The organism is Ramlibacter sp. P4_H7, from assembly GCF_056400765.1.
Map to the genome: position 1 here is coordinate 15,831 of NZ_JBFUKP010000004.1, position 17,471 is coordinate 33,301.

The window sequence follows — 17,471 nt, forward strand, 5'->3', positions numbered from 1 at the left end:
TGCATCACCACCATGCGGCCATTGTGCGCCGGGCGCCCTGCACTGCCTACGACTGCTTGCGCAAGCCTTGCAATTTGGCGAACGCGCCCTGCATCGCCGTGCCAACGGGTGCATTGTTTGTTGCGCGCTGGCCTCGCCCCGCGCCTTCGAAGCGGTTTTCGCGGGGGCCGTCGCGGCGCGCTGCGGGCGCACCGAGCTTCATCGTGAGGCTGATGCGCTTGCGCACGGGATCCACCTCCAGCACCTTCACCTTGACGATGTCGCCGGTCTTCACGACCTCGCGCGCATCAGTGACGAACTTGTGCGCCAGCTGGCTCACGTGCACCAGCCCGTCCTGGTGCACGCCCAGGTCCACGAAAGCGCCGAAGGCGGCGACGTTGCTGACGGTGCCTTCCAGCTCCATGCCGGGCTGCAGGTCCTTGATGTCGTCCACGCCTTCGTTGAAGCGGGCCACCTTGAAGTCCGGCCGCGGGTCGCGCCCGGGCTTCTCCAGCTCGCCCAGGATGTCCTTGACCGTGATGACGCCGAACTTCTCGTTGGCGAACAGTTCCGGCTTCAGCGTCTTGAGCATCTCGGCGCGGCCCATGAGCTCCTGCACCGGCTTGTTCGCGGCGGCCAGGATCTTCTCGACCACGGGATAGGTCTCGGGGTGCACGCCCGTCATGTCCAGCGGGTTGTCGCCGCCGCGGATGCGCAGGAAGCCCGCGCTCTGCTCGAAGGTCTTGGGGCCCAGGCCGCTCACCTGCAGCAGTTGCTGGCGGCTGCGGAAGGCGCCGTTCGCCTCGCGCCACTGCACGACCGCTTTCGCCACCGAGCCCGACAGGCCGGAGACGCGCGACAGCAGCGGCGCGCTGGCGGTGTTGAGGTCCACGCCCACGCGGTTCACGCAGTCCTCGACCACGGCGTCCAGCGTGCGCGCGAGCTCGCTCTGATTCACGTCGTGCTGGTACTGGCCGACGCCGATCGATTTCGGTTCGATCTTCACCAGTTCGGCCAGCGGGTCCTGCAGCCGGCGCGCGATCGATGCGGCGCCACGCAGGCTGACGTCGACGTCGGGCATTTCCTGCGAGGCGTACTCGCTGGCCGAATACACCGAGGCGCCCGCTTCGCTCACCACCACGCGCTGGATGTCCGCGTCCAGCCGCTTGACCAGGTCGGCGGCCAGCTTGTCGGTCTCACGGCTGGCGGTGCCGTTGCCGATCGCGATCAGGTTCACGCCATGCTTGCGCGCCAGTTGCGCCAGCGTGTGCAGCGCGCCTTCCCAGTCGCGGCGCGGCTCGTGCGGGTACACCGTGGCGGTGTCCACCAGCTTGCCGGTGGCATCGACCACCGCCACCTTGACGCCCGTGCGGATGCCAGGATCCAGGCCCATGACGACGCGCGGCCCGGCGGGAGCGGCCAGCAGCAGGTCGCGCAGGTTCTCGGCGAACACCTTGATCGCCACCTTTTCGGCATCCTCGCGCAGGCGCGAGAACAGGTCGCGCTCGGTCGACAGCGACAGCTTGACCCGCCAGGTCCAGGCCACGCACTTGCGCAGCAGGTCGTCGGCGGGCCGCTTCTGGTGGCTCCAGCCCAGGTGCAGCGCGATCCTGCCCTCCGCGATGGAGGGCTGGCCCGGCTCGGGATCCACCGGCAGCGCCAGTTTCACTTCGAGGATGTCCTGCGCGCGGCCGCGCAACACGGCCAGGGCGCGGTGCGACGGCACCTTGCCGATCGGCTCGTCGTAGTCGAAGTAGTCGCGGAACTTGGAAATGTCAGGATGGTTCTCGTCCTTGCCGCTCCCAAGTTTCGCCTTCAGCAGGCCCTCGGCCCACAGCCATTCGCGCAGCGACTGCACCAGCGGTGCGTCCTCGGCCCAGCGCTCCGACAACAGGTCGCGCACGCCGTCCAGTACCGCCGCCACGGTCGTGAAATCGTCCCCGTTCTCGCCTTTTTCCGCCTTCACGAAAGCGGCGGCCTCCTGGGCGGGATCGCGCGCGGGATCGGCCCACAGCAGGTCCGCCAGCGGCTCCAGCCCGGCCTCTCGGGCGATCTGGCCCTTGGTGCGGCGCTTCGGCTTGTAGGGCAGGTACAGGTCTTCCAGATCCTGCTTCGTCGCGGCCGCCTCGATGGCCGAGCGCAGCTCCGGCGTCAGCTTGCCCTGCTCGTCGATGCTCTTCAGGACGGCCTCGCGCCGCTCCTCCAGCTCGCGCAGGTAGGCGAGCCGGGCTTCCAGCTCGCGCAGGTGGATGTCGTCCAGGCCGCCGGTGGCTTCCTTGCGGTAGCGGGCGATGAAGGGGACGCTGGCCCCGCCGTCCAGCAGCTCGACGGCGGCACGCACCTGGGTTTCCTGGACGCGGAGTTCGGCAGCGATCTGCCTCAGGATTTTTTGCATCGTGTTACTGCTTGGGCGGGCGAGGAATCGCCGGAAAGCGCGCGAGTTTGCCACATGCCCCGTACAGGCAAACAGGGCGCCGGCTGACAGATGTTGCGGCCGCACTGCAGAGAATCTTCGACAACACCCGAAGGAGTTCCCATGCGCTCACGATTCGTCCTGCTGCTCATCGCGATCCTGCTCGTCGCGGGCTTCGCCGCGCTGAACTGGTCCGAGGTCACCCGCTCCTCTCCGCTGCTGTTCGGCCCCGTCGTGGTTGACGCACCGCTGGGAGGCATCCTCCTGGGCCTGCTGTTGCTGGCCCTGGTGGTGTTTGCCGTGGCCGCGGGTTCCATGCGCACCTCCGCCCTGCTGGAATCGCGCCAACACTACAAGGAGCTGGAAGCGCAGCGTGCCCTGGCCGACAAGGCCGAGGCTTCCCGCTTCACCGAGCTGCGCGAGCACTTCGACACCCACCTGAGCGGCCTGCGCGAGCGCGACACGATCGCGGCGTCGGAACTGGAAAAGTCCCGCCTGGAGCACCAGCGCGAGCTGCGCACGCAGCTGGAGCAGATCAACCGCACGCTGTCCGCCCGCCTGAACGAGATGGAGCATCGCCTGGAAACGCGTTTCGAGCGCATGGGCTACGCGGGCGGGGCGGCCGTGCCGGTGGTCAGCCCCGCTCCCCTGCGCGCCGAAGGCGAGCTGGTGCGCGAGCAGAACGCGATCGCGCGCAACGAGGAAGCCCGCCAGGCGGAGATGCGCGAAGAAGAGCGACTGCGTGACGAGCGCATCCGGGCCGAGCGCGAGGTGCATCGCGAAGAGCGGGCGAAGGCGGAAGACCGGCCCGCCGAATCCGGCTGGCGCCGCTGGTTCTGAGGCCCCTTGGTCAGAACAGGCCCGGTTCGTCGTCGAACCGGGCTTTTTCGATTTCCAGCATCTTCAGCTTGGTGGCGGCGCCGCCTTCGGCGGAGAAGCCGCCCGATCGCCCGCCGGCGGCGAGCACGCGGTGACACGGAACCACCGGCGCGAACGGGTTGCGGCCGAGCGCCTGCCCCACGGCCCGGGCCGCGCCCGGTTCGCCGATGCGGCGCGCCACTTCGCCATAGGTCAGCACCTCGCCCGGCGGGATCGCACGCGCGACCGCATAGACCTGGCGATGGAATTCCGGAACGCCCTCCAGGGCCAGCGGCAGGTCCGCCAGGTCGTCCTGCGCGCCCGTCAGCAGCGCCTGGATGCGCGCGATCGCGCCCCGCACGAAAGCCGGCGGCGCCAGTTCTTCGCACTCGCCGGTGTAGCGCAGCATGCGCCGCCGCGTGCCGGCGGCGTCCGCCTCCGGCAACTGCACGGCCGCGATCGCGTCGGCCATCCAGGCGATGCCGCAGGCACCGAGGGCGGTGTCGAACAGGCAGAAGCCCAGAACCCGGCCCATGGTCCGGTTCAGGTCGGCTGCGCGGCCCGCAGCACGTAGCCGATGCGGGGGAAATGCACGTGCAACAGACCCGCCCGCGCGTCCTCGCGACGCAGGCTGTAGTGCGTGCGGGTGGCCGCGATCAGTTCGCCTTCGGTGGGTTCGTTGCCGAAGGATTCGGCGGCGATGGTGACGCGGCTGCCCAGCGCGAGGCCGTGGTCGTCCTGGAACGCGCTATCGATCAGCAGGTTGGCGCCGGCGGGTGCGGGATCGGCGGCGGCGGCGATCGCGATGGAATCCGCGGAGGTGAGCTTGGTCATCGCCCCGTGGCCGATCGCTTCCATGCGGTTGGCCCACTCGCCCACAGAGGGCGTGGCATTGAGGATGTCGGCCAGCAGGGGCACCTGGGCGCGTGTGTACCAGATGCCGTGGTACGCGGCGAAGTCGGCGACGCAGGGTTCCATGCCGAACAGGAAGTCGTGCTCGTCGGCCATGTTGGCCAGGCGGCGCAGGTAGGAGCGATAGGCCGAGGTGGCGTCGCCCGGGCGAAGGCGCACCATGGTGCCGGACATGGCCTTGCGGTCTTCGCCGAAGGCCTTGGCGGCATCGGGCGGGGCCTTGGCGAACACGTGTGCGGCCCCCTTTGGCTGCAGGTTGTAGCCCATGGCCGCCCAGAACAGGCTGGAGTCCGCCCACTGGGCAAAGATGCGGCACACGCCCTTCAGGTGCGGCGGGTACAGCGTCGGCTCCGGACGCACGTGCTCCAGCACGTCGCAGATCAGCGCGGAGTCGCAGTAGATGTCCGCCCCCACCTGCAGCACCGGCGTCTTGCGGTAGCCGCCGGTGAGCGCCAGCACGTCGGGCTTGGGCATGATCGGCGGGATCTGCACCGACTTCCACGGCAGCTTCTTGTAGCCCAGCACCAGGCGGATCTTCTCGGAGAAGGGCGAGCTGGCGTAGTTGTGCAGGATCAGGTCGTTCATGGAGGTGAGGACTGGAAGGGGCGGATCCCCAGGGCGAATCTTCGGCGAATTTCAGTTCGGCAGGGCGCGCTGCAGGATCTTGTCGAAATCGGTGCTAGCGGACAGCGTGCCGAAGGCCTGGCCCCAGTCGCCGCCCAGGCGCGATGCGCAGAAGGCCGCGAACACGGCGTCCGGCGCACCCTGGTGCAGCAGCGCGGCCTGCACGGCCAGCGCCACGTCCTGCGCCAGGCGACGCGCCTCGACTTCGGTGGCCATCGCCTCCACGCGCGCTGGCAAGGCCGCGGCCATGCGGTCCAGCGCCGGATGGGCGCCCTTGGCCGGCGCCAGTTCGTGCTCCAGCGCGGCCGCCGCATCGGCCTTGCGGATGGCGCGCAGCAGGTCCAGCGCCATGATGTTGCCGGCGCCCTCCCAGATGGAGTTGACCGGCATCTCGCGGTAGATGCGCGCCATCACGCCCTCGCCGCCCTCCTCCACGTAGCCATTGCCGCCCAGGCACTCCATCGCCTCCTGGGCGAAGTGGCTGCCCCGCTTGCAGATCCAGAACTTGGCGATGGGCGTCAGCAGGCGGGCGATCGCCACCTCGTGCGCATCCTCGCGGCGGTCGAAGGCGCGCGCCAGGCGCAGGGCCAGCGCGGTGGACGCCTCGCTTTCCAGCGCCAGGTCGGCGAGCACGTTGCGCATCAGCGGTTGCTCGACCAGCCGCTTGCCGAAGGCGCTGCGCTGTCCCGTGTGGTGCAGGGCGATCGCGAGCGCCTGCCGCATCAGGCCGCTGGTGCCCAATGCGCAGTCCAGCCGCGTCATCGTGCCCATCTCCAGGATCTTGGGGATGCCGCGGCCCTCCTCTCCGACCAGCCAGCCGATCGCATCCTGGAACTCGACCTCGGAACTGGCGTTGGCCTTGTTGCCCAGCTTGTCCTTGAGCCGCTGGATGTGCAGCGCATTGCGGGTGCCGTCGGGCAGCACGCGCGGCAGGAACAGGCAGCTCAGGCCCGAGCCCGTCTGCGCCAGCACCAGGAAGGCATCGCACATGGGCGCCGAGAGGAACCACTTGTGGCCGGTGATGCGGTAGCGCTCGCCCCAGGCGTCGCTGCCGTCGCGTTCCGCCGCGGTGGTGTTCGCGCGCACGTCAGAGCCGCCCTGCTTCTCCGTCATGCCCATGCCCATGGTCACGCCGGCCTTCTGGTCGAAGGGCTTGAGCACGGGGTCGTAGCTGCGGCTGGTGAGCCGCGGACCCCATTCCTTGTGGATCGCCGCGTTGGCGCTCAGGGCCGGCGTCACCGCGTAGGTCATGGAGATCGGGCACAGGATCGACGGCTCCAGCTCGGTGAACAGCATGAAACCGGCGGCCCGCAGCACATGCGGATGGGCGCCCTCCCCCTTGGCCGAAGAACTCGCGGCGGCGGGAGCCCAGGGCGTTCCATGCAGTCCGGCCTGCACGGCCGCGCTCATCAGTGCGTGGTAGCTGGGGTGGAACTCGACTTCATCGATGCGATGCCCGAAGCGATCGTGCGTGTGCAGTTGCGGCGTGTGGGCGTTGGCCAGCCGCGCGTGCGCCTGCATGTCGGCGGTGCCGGCAAGGGCTCCGAGCTCGCGCAGCGGGGCCGTGTCCAGCCCGGGCGCGTTGAGCTTGAGGGCGTCCTGCAGCGGCCGGTTGGTGTCGAACAGGTTGTAGTCCACCAGCGGCGCCGGCTGGTTGAAGACTTCGTGCGTGGACGCGGGCATGTTCCCTCCCTGGCTGGCAGGCACCGCCCGAGTATCGCGCAGGCGGCCCCGGCAGCCTCAGACCAGCTTGACCAGCTGCTTGCCGAAGTTCTTGCCCTTCAGCATGCCCAGGAAGGCCTCGGGCGCCGACTCCAGGCCCTGCGCCACCGACTCGCGGGGCCGGAGCTTGCCGGTGCCCACCAGCGTACCCAGCTCCTGCAGTGCCTGCGGCCACACGTCCATGTGCTCGCTGACGATGAAGCCTTCCACCGTCAGGCGGTTGGTGAGGATCATCTGCGGAAAGGCCATCGGGATCGGCTTGCCGTCGTAGCCGGCGATCATGCCGCACAGCGCGATGCGGCCGAAGGCGTTCATGCGCAGCATCACGGCGTCCATCACCATGCCGCCCACGTTCTCGAAGTAGCCGTCGATGCCGTTGGGGCAGGCTTCCTTCAGCGCCTTCGACAGCGAATGCGCATCGGCGTGCTGCTTGTAGTCGACGCAGGCGTCGAAACCGAGTTCCTCGGTCACGTAGCGGCACTTGTCCGGCCCGCCGGCGATGCCCACGGCACGGCAGTTGCGCACCTTGGCCAGCGCCCCGAAGGCGCTGCCGACCGCGCCGCTGGCGGCGCTGACGACGAGCGTCTGGCCGGCTTTCGGCTGGATGATCCGGTTCAGGCCGTACCAGGCGGTGACGCCGGGCATGCCGACCGCGCCCAGGTAGTGCGACAGCGGAACGTGCGTCGTGTCCACCTTGCGCAGCATGCCGGGCTGGTCGGCGACCGCCACGGCGTATTCCTGCCAGCCGCCCATGCCCACCACCTTGTCGCCGACGGCGAACTTCGGGCTGCGGCTCTCCACCACCTCGCCCACGGTGCCGCCCTGCATCACCTGCCCCAGCGGCTGCGGCGCGGCGTAGCTCTTGGCGTCGTTCATGCGCCCGCGCATGTAGGGATCCAGGCTCAGGAAATGATTGCGCACCAGCACCTCGCCGTCCTTCAGTGGCGGGATGTCGGCCGCGACCAGCTTGAAGTTGGAGGCCTTCGCTTCGCCTTCGGGGCGGTTGTCCAGCAGGATCTGCTTGTTCTTGGGCATGGGGACCTCTCAGTCGGTGGAAATGGTGTTGGCCGGCGCGGTGGGTGCCGGCCGCTTGACGTACTTGAAGGTGCCGGTGGCGTGGGCGCAGGGCTTGCCCTCGGCGTCGAAGATGGTGCCTTCGGCAAAGGCCATCGATTTCGTCCGGTGCATCAGCCGGCCCTTGCCGGTCAGCAGTCCCTTGCAGGGCTGCATGAAGGTGGTCTTCATCTCGATGGTGACGACGCCGATCTCCAGGTCGACGCTGCGCGCGGCCGTCGCCAGGGTCACGTCCAGCAGCGTCATGATCGCCCCGCCGTGCGTGACCAGGAAGGAGTTCAGGTGCTCGTGCTTCGGCAGGTACTTCAGTTCCGACTCGCCGCCTTCCATCCGGACCAGCTCGAAGCCGAGGTGGGAGACGAAGGGAATCTCGACGCCGAACAGCTTGGGAGTCGCCACGGGTTCAGCCCCCCGTCACCACGGACACGCCGCCGTCCACCGCCAGCCACTGTCCGGTGATGTGCTTGCCGGCGTCCGATGCGTACAGCAGCGTGAGGCCCTTGAGGTCCTCGTCGTCGCCCAGGCGCTGCAGCGGCGCGTTCTGCGCCAGCTTGTCGACGCCGATGCGGTCCAGCGTGCCCTTGGTCATCTTGCTGGGAAAGAAGCCCGGGCAGATCGCATTGACGTTGATGCCGTACTTGCCCCACTCGCAGGCCAGTGCCTGGGTGAAGGTGATCACAGCGCCCTTGGAGGTGTTGTAGGCGATGGTGTGCATGTCCGGTGGGTTGCCGCCCAGGCCGGCGATGGAGGCGATGTTGATGATGCGGCCCGACTTGCGCGGGATCATGCTGCGCCGGGCGACCTGCTGGCTCAGGATGAAGTAGCCGCGGACGTTGAGGTTCATCACCTTGTCCCAGCCCTCCACCGGGTGCTCCTCGGCGGGAGCGCCCCAGGCGGCGCCGGCGTTGTTCACCAGGATGTCGATGTCGCCCATTCGCTCCAGCGTCTGGTCGGCCAGCTTGCGGATGTCCTCTTCGCGCGCGCAGTCGGCGGCGATCCAGCGGGCGTCGATGCCGGCGGCCTGCAGGTCCGCCGCCGCTTCCTCGAGGTCGCCCGCCTTGCGCGAGCTGAGCATGATCTTCGCGCCGGCTTCGCCCAGCGCATACGCCATCTGCAGGCCGAGGCCGCGCGAGCCGCCGGTGACGAGGGCGACCTTGCCCGTGAGGTCGAACAATTGCTGCACCGTGCGCGTCATGCGGGGGTTCTCCGTGTTGTCTGTCAGGGTTTCGATTGTGCGCCGCCGCCGCGCTCGGTCAGGCGCGCGCGCACGACGATCAGCACCACGCCGGCCACCGCGGCCACGACGCCCAGCACGGACAGGCTCCAGCCGCCGATCCGGGTATGGCCGTGCGAAGCGACGCCCAGCACCAGGGCGAACAGGCCGGCGTAGATCAGGATCCAGGCGATGGTGTCCAGCCGGGCCAGCGTGCGCGCGGAGGTCATCAGAACGCATCCTCCGGCATGGTCGCGCAGGTCGGATCGCGCGTCTCGACCACGCGCAGCCAGGCGCCGATCTTCGGCAGCTCGTAGTGGAAGAAGTAGCGCGCCGCACGCACGCGGCCCTCGTCGGCCGGTTTCGTGGCCTGCGCCGGCAACACGAGCAGCACGTCCAGCCAGGTCCAGGCGATCACCAGGTGGCCGAAGGCCTGCATGTAGGGCACCGCGTTGGCGAGCGCATCGGCCGGGTTGGCCGTCGCCCAGGCCGCCTTGGTCGCGGCGCCGACCTTCTGCAGGGCGGCGCCGAGTGCATTGGCGTGCTCGGCCAGCTCCGGGCGCTGGATCGCCCGCTCGATGGTGGCGTTGATGCGGGCGGCCAGCAGCTGCAGGCCCTTGCCGCCTTCCATCACCACCTTGCGGCCCAGCAGGTCCGCGGCCTGGATGCCGTGCGTGCCCTCGTGGATCATGTTCAGGCGGTTGTCGCGCCAGTACTGTTCCACCGGGAAGTCGCGCGTGTAGCCGTAGCCGCCGTGGATCTGGATCGCGAGCGAGTTCGCCTCCAGGCACAGTTCGCTGGGCCAGCTCTTGGCCACCGGCGTCAGCACCTCCAGCAGCAGGCGGGCCTCCTCGGCCGCCTCGGGCGTGCCGGTGTGCTGCTCGTCCACCAGCCGCGCGCAGAACAGCAGCAGCGCCAGCGCGCCCTCGCAATACGACTTCTGCGCCAGCAGCATGCGCTTGATGTCGGCGTGCTCGATGATGCGGATCTGCGGCTGCGCCGGGTCCTTGCCGGCAGGTCCCACCGGGCGCCCCTGCGGCCGGTGCTTCGCATAGTCGAGCGAGGCGTAGTAGCCGGCGAGCCCAAGTGCCGTGGCGGCCAGGCCGATGCCGATGCGCGCCTCGTTCATCATGTGGAACATGCAGCGCAGGCCTTCGCCGGGACGTCCCACCAGGTAGCCGATCGCGCCGGCCCCGCGGCCGTCGAGGCCGCCTCCCTGGTTGGCGCGCACCGGGTACTTGCCTTCGCCGAAATTCAGCAGCGTGTTGGTGGTGCCGCGCCAGCCCAGCTTGTGGTTCAGGCCGGCCAGCGCGACATCGTTGCGCTCGCCGGTGAGCTGGCCGTCCAGGCCCACCAGCTTCTTCGGGACGATGAACAGCGAGATGCCGCGCGTGCCGGGCACCAGCTTGCCGTCGGGTCCCGGGATCTTGGCCAGCACCAGGTGGACGATGTTCTCGGCCAGCTCGTGTTCGCCGGCCGAGATCCACATCTTGTTGCCCCGCAGGCGGTAGCGCGGGCCCAGCGGATCGCTCTCGAAGTCGGCGCCATCGGGGGTCGCCCGGGTCGCCACGTCGGAGAGCGAGGAGCCGGCCTGCGGCTCCGACAAGGCCATGGTCCCCGAGAAGCGGCCGCTGAATTCGTTGCGGGCGAAAACCTGCTTCTGCGCCTCGGTGCCGTGCACCAGCAGCAGGTTGGCGTTGCCCTTGGTGAGCAGGCCGCCGCCGATACTGACCGAGGCGGTCGCGAAGAAGGTGCCGGCCGCGGCCTCGATCGTGTAGGGCAACTGCATGCCACCCTCCTCGTAGTCCTGCGCGGCACTGAGCATGCCGGAGGCGACATAGGCGTCGTGCGCCTCGTGCGTCGCCTTCGGCAGGATCACCTTCTCGCCGTCGAAGCGCGGCTCCTCGGTGTCCACCAGCCGGTTGAAGGGCGCGTACTTCTCGCGCGCGATCCGTTCGCAGGTGTCGAGGACGGCGTCGAAGGTCTCGCGCGAATGATCGGCGAAACGCGACCGCCCGTTCAGGCGGTCGGCCTGCAGCCAATCGTAAAGGAGGAAATCGACAGTGGGGCGGAGGGAGGACATGGCGATTCCGGCGAAATCGCTGGGGTTCGCCTGCGGCTCACCACCAGCCTACGGGGCGCTGGCGCCTCACCTCGCCTACGAATGCCCATCGTAGGCTGGCGGTGAGCGCAGCGAACCCCAGCGCTTCTTACAGGACCTCGAACACCCCGGCCGCGCCCATGCCGCCGCCGATGCACATCGTCACGACGACGCGCTTGGCGCCTCGGCGCTTGCCTTCGATCAGCGCGTGGCCGGTCAGGCGCTGGCCCGACACGCCGTATGGGTGGCCGACGGCAATGGCGCCGCCGTCGACGTTCAGGCGGTCGGCCGGGATGCCCAGCTTGTCGCGGCAGTACAGCACCTGCACGGCGAAGGCTTCGTTCAGCTCCCACAGGTCGATGTCCTGCACCGTGAGGCCCAGGCGCTTGAGCACCTTGGGAATGGCGAAGACGGGACCGATGCCCATCTCGTCGGGCTCGCAGCCGGCGACGGCGAAGCCGAGGAAGCGGCCCAGGGGCTTGAGGTTGTTGCGGCTCGCGTACTCCTCGCTCACCACCACGCAGGCACCGGCGCCGTCGGAGAACTGGCTGGCATTGCCGGCGGAGATGACACCACCGGGCAGCGCGGGCTTGATGCCGGCGATGCCTTCCTTGGTCGTGCCCGGGCGCAGGCCTTCGTCCTGCGACACGGTCACTTCCTTGGTGATCAGGCCCATGACGGCATCGGCCACTCCGGCCTTGACGGTGATCGGCGCGATCTCGTCCTGGAACCTGCCGGCTTCCTGCGCGGCGCAGGCCTTCTGCTGGCTGGCTGCGCCGTATTCGTCCATCGCATCGCGGCCGATGTTGTAGCGCTTGGCGACCTGCTCCGCGGTCTGCAGCATCGACCAGTAGATCTCGGGCTTCTTCTTGTCCAGCGCGGGATCGCGCAGCATGTGCTGGTTCATTTCCTGCTGCACGCAGGAGATGCTTTCCACGCCGCCGGCGACGTAGACCTCGCCCTCGCCCGCGATGATCCGCTGCGACACCATGGCGATGGTCTGCAGGCCGGAGGAGCAGAAGCGGTTGACCGTCGCGCCCGACACGGTGACCGGCAGGTCGGCCATCAGCGCGATCTGCCGCGCGATGTTGGCGCCGGTGGCGCCTTCGGGGTTGGCACAGCCCATCAGAACGTCCTCGACGGCGTCGCCGGGCACGCCGGCGCGCTGCAGCGCGTGCTTGACGGCGTGGCCGCCGAGCGTGGCGCCGTGCGTCATGTTGAAGGCGCCCTTCCAGCTCTTGGTGAGGGGGGTGCGGGCGGTGGAGACGATGACGGCGTTGGTCATGGGGTGGGCCTTTCTGGACGGGTTCCGGGGATCAGGGCGCGGGTGCGTTCAGGTTGCGCAGCAGCTGGTGGTAGAAGCGGACGAGCTCGCCGAGGTTGGCTTCGGCGATGCGCTCGTTGGTGCCGTGGAAACGCGAGAGGTCCTCGGGCTTCGCACGGACGGGAGAGAAGCGGTAGACGTGGTCGGAGACCGCCGCGAAGTGGCGCGAATCGGTGGCGGCGACCATCAGGCCGGGCGCGACCAGGGTGCCGGGAAACAGCGAGCGCACCGTCCGGTTGATCAACTGGTAGGAGCTCGACTGCGTCGGCGAGACCGGCGACGGCTCGGCCGAACCCGGCAAGGCCATCAGCTCGAAGCGTTCGCCCGTCTTGCCGCGCACGTGCTGGAGGACCGACTGGGTCGTGTCGCCGGGCAGCAGGCGGAAATTGACCGTGGCCTGCGCCTCACCGGGGATCACGTTGTCCTTGTTGCCCGCGTTCACGATCGTCAGTGCCGTGGTGGTGCGCAGCATCGCGTTGGTGCTGGCGCCCTTTTCCAGCTGCGCCTGCACCAGCGGACCGAACAGCCACAGGTTGGACAGGGCGACGCGCTGGAAGCCACCCATTTCCGGGGCGATGGTCTCGAACATCTCGCGGGCCACGCCGCGCAGGGACGCGGGCAGCTGTTCGTCATCGAGCCGGCGCAAGGCCGCGGCCATCATGCCGATGGCGCTGGTGCCCTTGGGCGGCGGCATGGAAGAGTGGCCCGGCGTCGCCGGCACCTTCATCACCACCGAGAGGTAGCCCTTTTCGGCGATGCCGATGAGCGCCGCGGGCTGCTTCAGGCCCGGCATGACGCCCTCGGTGATCAGCAGGCCCTCGTCGATCACGAAGTCCAGGCGCACCTTGCGTTCCTGCAGCAGTTTCACCACCTGCGCGGCACCGCGCAGGCCGCCCACTTCCTCGTCGGCGCCGAACACCAGGTAGACCGTCTGCCTCGGCTGGAAGCCCGATGCCAGCAGCATCTCCACCGCTTCCAGCTGCGCGACCAGGTTGGCCTTGTCGTCCCAGGCGCCGCGGCCCCAGACGTAACCGTCCTTGCGTTCTCCGGAGAACGGCGCCGCCTGCCAGTTGGGCTCGGTGCCCGGGGCGATCGGCACGACATCCTGGTGCGCCAGGAAGGCAATCGGCTTGGCATTGGCATCGCTGCCCGGCCAGGTGTAGAGCAGCGTGAGGTCGCCCACGACCTCGCGCTTGAGCCTGGCGTGCACCAGGGGAAAACGCTGCTGCAGGTGCGCGTGCAGCTTCTGGAACTCCGCGGCGTTGAGCGACGGGTCCCCGTGGCTGGACACGGTCTGGAAGCGGATCGCCCCCGCCAGCTTGTCCGCCACCGACGGCTGGTCGACAGCCAGCGGCGGCGCGGCGGCCACGTCCAGCTGTCGCGAGCCTTGGCGCAGCGTGTTGACGGCAACGGCTGCCGCCAGCAGCAGCACCGCGGCCAACACGAACAGCAGGACGCGCTTGAGCACCGTGCGCCCGCCTCAGCTGAAGGTCTTGCCTTCGCTGGCCAGCTTGGCCAGCAGAGGCGCCGGCTCCCAGAACTTGGCGTCGTCGCGCGGGTTGGCCTGGAAGCGCTTCATGGCCTGCGCCACGTTGAACAGGCCGACCTGGTCCGCATAGAGCATCGGGCCGCCACGGTGGATGGGGAAGCCGTAGCCGGTGATGTAGACCATGTCGAGGTCGCTGGCGCGGGCGGCGATGCCCTCTTCGACGATGCGAGCGCCTTCGTTGACCAGCGCGAACACCAGGCGCTGCACGATCTCCTCGTCGGAGATCTTGCGCGGCTCTAGCCCCAAGGACTTGCGGTGCTCGACGATCATGTCCTCGACCAGCTTGGAGGGGATCGCGTCGCGCTTGCCTTCCTTGTAGTCGTACCAGCCGGCGCCGGTCTTCTGGCCGAAGCGGCCCAGCTCGCACAGCTTGTCGGCGGTGCGGCTGTACAGCATGTTGGGACGCTCCTGCGCGCGGCGCTTGCGGATCGCCCAGCCGATGTCGTTGCCGGCCAGGTCGCCCATGCGGAACGGGCCCATGGCGAAGCCGAATCTTTCGATGGCGCGGTCCACCTGCTGCGGCGTGGCTCCTTCGTCCAGCAGGAAGCCGGCCTGGCGGCTGTACTGCTCGATCATGCGGTTGCCGATGAAGCCGTCGCAGACACCGGACACCACCGCCGTCTTCTTGATCTTCTTGGCCATGGACATGACGGTGGCCATCACGTCCTTGCCGGTCTTTTCGCCGCGCACCACTTCCAGCAGCTTCATCACGTTGGCCGGGCTGAAGAAGTGCAGGCCGACCACGTCCTGCGGGCGCTTGGTGAAGGAGGCAATCTGGTTCACGTCCAGCGTGGAGGTGTTGGACGCGAGGATCGCGCCCTTCTTCATCACCTGGTCGAGCTTCTCGAAGACCTTCTGCTTGACGCCCATCTCCTCGAACACGGCCTCGATCACGAGGTCGGCCTGGCCGATCTCTTCGTACGAGAGCGTCGTCTTCAGCAGGGCCATGCGCTGGTCGTACTTGTCCTGCTTGAGCTTGCCCTTCTTGACCTGGCCTTCGTAGTTCTTGCGGATCGTGGCGATGCCGCGGTCCAGGGCTTCCTGCTTCATCTCCAGGATGGTCACAGGGATGCCGGCATTCAGGAAGTTCATGGAGATGCCGCCCCCCATGGTGCCGGCGCCGATCACCGCCACCGACTTGATCTCGCGCTGCGGCGTGTCTTCCGGAACGTCCGGGATCTTGGACGCGGCGCGCTCGGCCATGAACAGGTGGCGCAACGCGCGCGATTCGGGCGTGAACATCAGCGCGGTGAAGATCTCGCGCTCGTAGGCCATGCCTTCGTCGAATTTCTTCCTGGTCGAAGCTTCCACCGCATCGACGCACCTGGCCGGCGCCGGGAAGTTCTTCGCCATGCCCTTGACCATGTTGCGCGCGAACTGGAAGTACGCATCGCCCAGCGGGTGCCTGGAAGGCAGGTTGCGCACCAGGGGCAGCGGGCGGGTGGCGGCGACGGAGCGCGCGAAGGCGATCGCCTCTTCCAGCAGCGCCTCGGGCGAGGACGCCATCTTGTCGAACAGCTTCTGGCCGGGCAACTGCGCCAGCATCTCGCTCTTGACGGCCTCGCCGCTGACGATCATGTTGAGCGCGGGCTCCACGCCCAGCACGCGCGGCAGGCGCATGGTGCCGCCCGCGCCCGGGATCAGGCCGAGCTTCACTTCCGGCAGCGCGATGTTGGCGCCCGGAGCGGCGATGCGGTAGTGGCAGCCGAGCGCGAGCTCCAGGCCGCCGCCCATGGCCACCGAGTGGATCGCGGCGACGATGGGCTTGGAGGAGTTCTCGCAGGTGAGGATGACGGACAGCAGGTTGGGTTCCGCGGTCGCCTTGGGCGAACCGAACTCCTTGATGTCGGCGCCGCCGGAGAAGGCCTTGCCCGCCCCGGTGATGACGATCGCCTTGACGGCGGCATCGGCGTTCGCCTGGTTGATGCCCTGGGCAATCGCGGTGCGGGTGGCGTAGCCCAGTCCGTTGACCGGCGGATTGTTCAGCGTGATCACGGCGACGTCGCCGTGAACCTTGTATTCAGCCGTCATGCTGCTTCCTTTGGGGGGATGAAAGAGGGAAAAGAACGGTCGTTCGCTTTTGGCGATTGTAGGGGGCGAATGCTGCGGTGCAATGGCGCAATGTCCGCTGGGGGACATGGCTTCGCTGGCGGTTATACCTCCAGCCACTCCTTGCGGATATAGGCATCGCCGCGCAGGGTCTCGGGCGTGCCCTGGAAGACGATGCTGCCGTGGCCCATCACCAGGGCGCGGTCGGAGATCGCCATCGCGATCGTGAGCTTCTGTTCGATCAGCAGCACCGAGACGCCGCGCGTTTTCAGCGTCTTCAGGTATTCGCCGACCAGCTCGACAATCTTGGGCGCGAGGCCCTCGGTCGGCTCATCGATGATGATCAGTTCCGGGTCGCCCATGAGCGTGCGGCACAGCGTCAGCATCTGCTGCTCGCCGCCCGAGAGCACGCCGGCCTCGGTGTGCTGGCGTTCCTTCAGGCGCGGGAACATCCCGTACATGTCGTCGAAGCTCCAGCGGCCCTTCTGCTTGGCGCTCTTCTGGCCCAGCATCAGGTTCTGGTGCACCGTGAGCTTGGGAAAGATGTCGCGGTTTTCCGGCACGTAGCCGATGCCCAGGTGGGCGATCTCGTACGGCTTGCTGCCCTGGATGTTGCGCCCGTTCCAGGCGACGTGGCCGCTGCACTCCACCATGCCCATGATCGCCTTGGCCGTGGTCGACCGCCCCGAGCCGTTGCGGCCGAGCAGCGCGACGATCTCGCCCGCGGCGACGTCGAAGTGCACGCCGTGCAGCACGTGGCTCTTGCCGTAGAAGGCGTGGAGGTTCTCGATGTGCAGCAGCATGTCAGTGCGCTCCCGCCTGCTGCGTGGCGACGGAGGAGCCGAGGTAGGCCTCCTGCACGCGCTGGTTGGCGCGCACCCGCTCGGGCGTGTCGTACGCGATGATTTCCCCGTAGACCACCACCGCGATCTTGTCGGCCAGGCCGAACACGACGCCCATGTCGTGCTCCACGGTCAGGAGGGTCTTGCCCACCGTGACTTCCTTGATCAGTTCGATGAAGCGGCGCGTCTCCTCCCGGCTCATGCCCGCGGTGGGCTCGTCCAGCAGGATCACGTTGGCGCCGCCGGCGATGGTGATGCCGACTTCCAGCGCGCGTTGCTCCGCATAGGTCAGGTTGACGGCCAGGACGTCGCGTTTCTTGTGCAGCCGGATCATCTGCAGCAGCTGCTCCGCGCGTTCGTTGGCATCGTCCAGGTCGGCCAGGAACTTCAGGAAGGTGTACTTGTAGCCCAGGCTCCAGAGCACGCCGCAGCGCAGGTTCTCGAACACCGACAGCTTGGGGAAGATGTTGGTGATCTGGAAGCTGCGCGAGAGGCCCAGCCGGTTGATCTCGAACGGCTTCTTGCCGTCGATGCGGTGGCCGTTGAGCAGCACCTGGCCACTGGTGGGCGCGAAGCGGCCGCTGATGAGGTTGAACAGCGTCGACTTGCCCGCGCCGTTGGGGCCGATCACGGCGATGCGTTCGCCCTGGGCCACCTGCAGGCTGCAGCCGCGGATGATCTCGGTCTTGCCGAAGGACTTGCGCAGGTCCTTCAATTCAAGGGCAGGCATGGCGGCCCCCACGCGCGACTCCCTCGGCGTCGCGCTGCCCCCCGAGGGGGCGTTCGCACCTTGGAGCGGTCCTGCGGTGCT

General features: G+C 68.4%; 15 protein-coding genes. 1 reads left to right on the forward strand and 14 read right to left on the reverse strand.

Going from position 1 to position 17,471, the window contains the following annotated elements; all coding sequences use genetic code 11:
• Positions 1–46: 46 nt before the first annotated feature.
• The gene (locus tag AC1DSA_RS07090) at positions 47–2,374 is read right to left on the reverse strand and encodes a Tex family protein (protein WP_477887484.1); all 2,328 of its coding nucleotides are present in this window, start codon (positions 2,372–2,374) and stop codon (positions 47–49) included.
• A 141-nt stretch (positions 2,375–2,515) separates the two neighbouring features.
• On the opposite strand from AC1DSA_RS07090, the gene AC1DSA_RS07095 reads away from it, so the two are divergent.
• Complete coding sequence (locus AC1DSA_RS07095; protein WP_477887486.1) at positions 2,516–3,232, forward strand: hypothetical protein; 717 nt, start codon at positions 2,516–2,518, stop codon at positions 3,230–3,232.
• Positions 3,233–3,242: 10 nt separating this feature from the next.
• Here AC1DSA_RS07095 and AC1DSA_RS07100 read toward each other — a convergent pair whose 3' ends face one another.
• From AC1DSA_RS07100 to AC1DSA_RS07160, 13 genes are all read right to left on the reverse strand, one after another.
• The gene (locus AC1DSA_RS07100; protein ID WP_477887488.1) at positions 3,243–3,785 is read right to left on the reverse strand and encodes a methylated-DNA--[protein]-cysteine S-methyltransferase; all 543 of its coding nucleotides are present in this window, start codon (positions 3,783–3,785) and stop codon (positions 3,243–3,245) included.
• An 8-nt stretch (positions 3,786–3,793) separates the two neighbouring features.
• A complete protein-coding gene (locus tag AC1DSA_RS07105; protein WP_477887490.1) occupies positions 3,794–4,747 on the reverse strand; it encodes a glutathione S-transferase family protein in 954 nt (317 codons plus the stop codon).
• A 51-nt stretch (positions 4,748–4,798) separates the two neighbouring features.
• The gene (locus tag AC1DSA_RS07110) at positions 4,799–6,469 is read right to left on the reverse strand and encodes an isovaleryl-CoA dehydrogenase (RefSeq protein WP_477887492.1); all 1,671 of its coding nucleotides are present in this window, start codon (positions 6,467–6,469) and stop codon (positions 4,799–4,801) included.
• Positions 6,470–6,526: 57 nt separating this feature from the next.
• The gene (locus AC1DSA_RS07115) at positions 6,527–7,543 is read right to left on the reverse strand and encodes an NADP-dependent oxidoreductase (RefSeq protein WP_477887494.1); all 1,017 of its coding nucleotides are present in this window, start codon (positions 7,541–7,543) and stop codon (positions 6,527–6,529) included.
• A 9-nt stretch (positions 7,544–7,552) separates the two neighbouring features.
• A complete protein-coding gene (locus AC1DSA_RS07120; protein ID WP_477887496.1) occupies positions 7,553–7,981 on the reverse strand; it encodes a PaaI family thioesterase in 429 nt (142 codons plus the stop codon).
• A gap of 4 nt (positions 7,982–7,985) precedes the next feature.
• Complete coding sequence (locus tag AC1DSA_RS07125) at positions 7,986–8,777, reverse strand: SDR family oxidoreductase (RefSeq protein ID WP_477887498.1); 792 nt, start codon at positions 8,775–8,777, stop codon at positions 7,986–7,988.
• Between the two features lie 23 nt (positions 8,778–8,800).
• Positions 8,801–9,025, reverse strand: coding sequence for a hypothetical protein (locus tag AC1DSA_RS07130; RefSeq protein ID WP_477887500.1), 225 nt, complete (start codon positions 9,023–9,025; stop codon positions 8,801–8,803).
• Positions 9,025–10,878, reverse strand: coding sequence for an acyl-CoA dehydrogenase (locus AC1DSA_RS07135; protein ID WP_477887502.1), 1,854 nt, complete (start codon positions 10,876–10,878; stop codon positions 9,025–9,027). Before AC1DSA_RS07135 ends, AC1DSA_RS07130 begins: the two co-directional genes overlap by 1 nt.
• A gap of 127 nt (positions 10,879–11,005) precedes the next feature.
• On the reverse strand, positions 11,006–12,181 hold the full coding sequence (locus AC1DSA_RS07140) for an acetyl-CoA C-acyltransferase (RefSeq protein WP_477887504.1): 1,176 nt from the start codon (positions 12,179–12,181) through the stop codon (positions 11,006–11,008).
• A gap of 31 nt (positions 12,182–12,212) precedes the next feature.
• Positions 12,213–13,688 carry a M20 family peptidase gene (locus AC1DSA_RS07145; protein WP_477887506.1) on the reverse strand — a complete coding sequence of 492 codons (1,476 nt, stop codon included), beginning with the start codon at positions 13,686–13,688 and terminating at the stop codon, positions 12,213–12,215.
• Positions 13,689–13,700: 12 nt separating this feature from the next.
• Complete coding sequence (locus tag AC1DSA_RS07150) at positions 13,701–15,800, reverse strand: 3-hydroxyacyl-CoA dehydrogenase NAD-binding domain-containing protein (protein WP_477887508.1); 2,100 nt, start codon at positions 15,798–15,800, stop codon at positions 13,701–13,703.
• A gap of 122 nt (positions 15,801–15,922) precedes the next feature.
• A complete protein-coding gene (locus AC1DSA_RS07155) occupies positions 15,923–16,618 on the reverse strand; it encodes an ABC transporter ATP-binding protein (protein ID WP_477888030.1) in 696 nt (231 codons plus the stop codon).
• Positions 16,619–16,622: 4 nt separating this feature from the next.
• Positions 16,623–17,390 carry an ABC transporter ATP-binding protein gene (locus tag AC1DSA_RS07160; RefSeq protein ID WP_477887510.1) on the reverse strand — a complete coding sequence of 256 codons (768 nt, stop codon included), beginning with the start codon at positions 17,388–17,390 and terminating at the stop codon, positions 16,623–16,625.
• Between the last annotated feature and the right edge of the window lie 81 nt (positions 17,391–17,471).

Excerpts from the sequence above, each read along its gene's own strand:
- AC1DSA_RS07090 (WP_477887484.1), bottom strand. The coding sequence starts at position 2,374 with ATGCAAAAAATCCTGAGGCAGATCGCTGCCGAACTCCGCGTCCAGGAA.
- AC1DSA_RS07095 (WP_477887486.1), top strand. The coding sequence starts at position 2,516 with ATGCGCTCACGATTCGTCCTGCTGCTCATCGCGATCCTGCTCGTCGCG.
- AC1DSA_RS07100 (WP_477887488.1), bottom strand. The coding sequence starts at position 3,785 with ATGGGCCGGGTTCTGGGCTTCTGCCTGTTCGACACCGCCCTCGGTGCC.
- AC1DSA_RS07105 (WP_477887490.1), bottom strand. The coding sequence starts at position 4,747 with ATGAACGACCTGATCCTGCACAACTACGCCAGCTCGCCCTTCTCCGAG.
- AC1DSA_RS07110 (WP_477887492.1), bottom strand. The coding sequence starts at position 6,469 with ATGCCCGCGTCCACGCACGAAGTCTTCAACCAGCCGGCGCCGCTGGTG.
- AC1DSA_RS07115 (WP_477887494.1), bottom strand. The coding sequence starts at position 7,543 with ATGCCCAAGAACAAGCAGATCCTGCTGGACAACCGCCCCGAAGGCGAA.
- AC1DSA_RS07125 (WP_477887498.1), bottom strand. The coding sequence starts at position 8,777 with ATGACGCGCACGGTGCAGCAATTGTTCGACCTCACGGGCAAGGTCGCC.
- AC1DSA_RS07130 (WP_477887500.1), bottom strand. The coding sequence starts at position 9,025 with ATGACCTCCGCGCGCACGCTGGCCCGGCTGGACACCATCGCCTGGATC.
- AC1DSA_RS07135 (WP_477887502.1), bottom strand. The coding sequence starts at position 10,878 with ATGTCCTCCCTCCGCCCCACTGTCGATTTCCTCCTTTACGATTGGCTG.
- AC1DSA_RS07140 (WP_477887504.1), bottom strand. The coding sequence starts at position 12,181 with ATGACCAACGCCGTCATCGTCTCCACCGCCCGCACCCCCCTCACCAAG.
- AC1DSA_RS07150 (WP_477887508.1), bottom strand. The coding sequence starts at position 15,800 with ATGACGGCTGAATACAAGGTTCACGGCGACGTCGCCGTGATCACGCTG.
- AC1DSA_RS07160 (WP_477887510.1), bottom strand. The coding sequence starts at position 17,390 with ATGCCTGCCCTTGAATTGAAGGACCTGCGCAAGTCCTTCGGCAAGACC.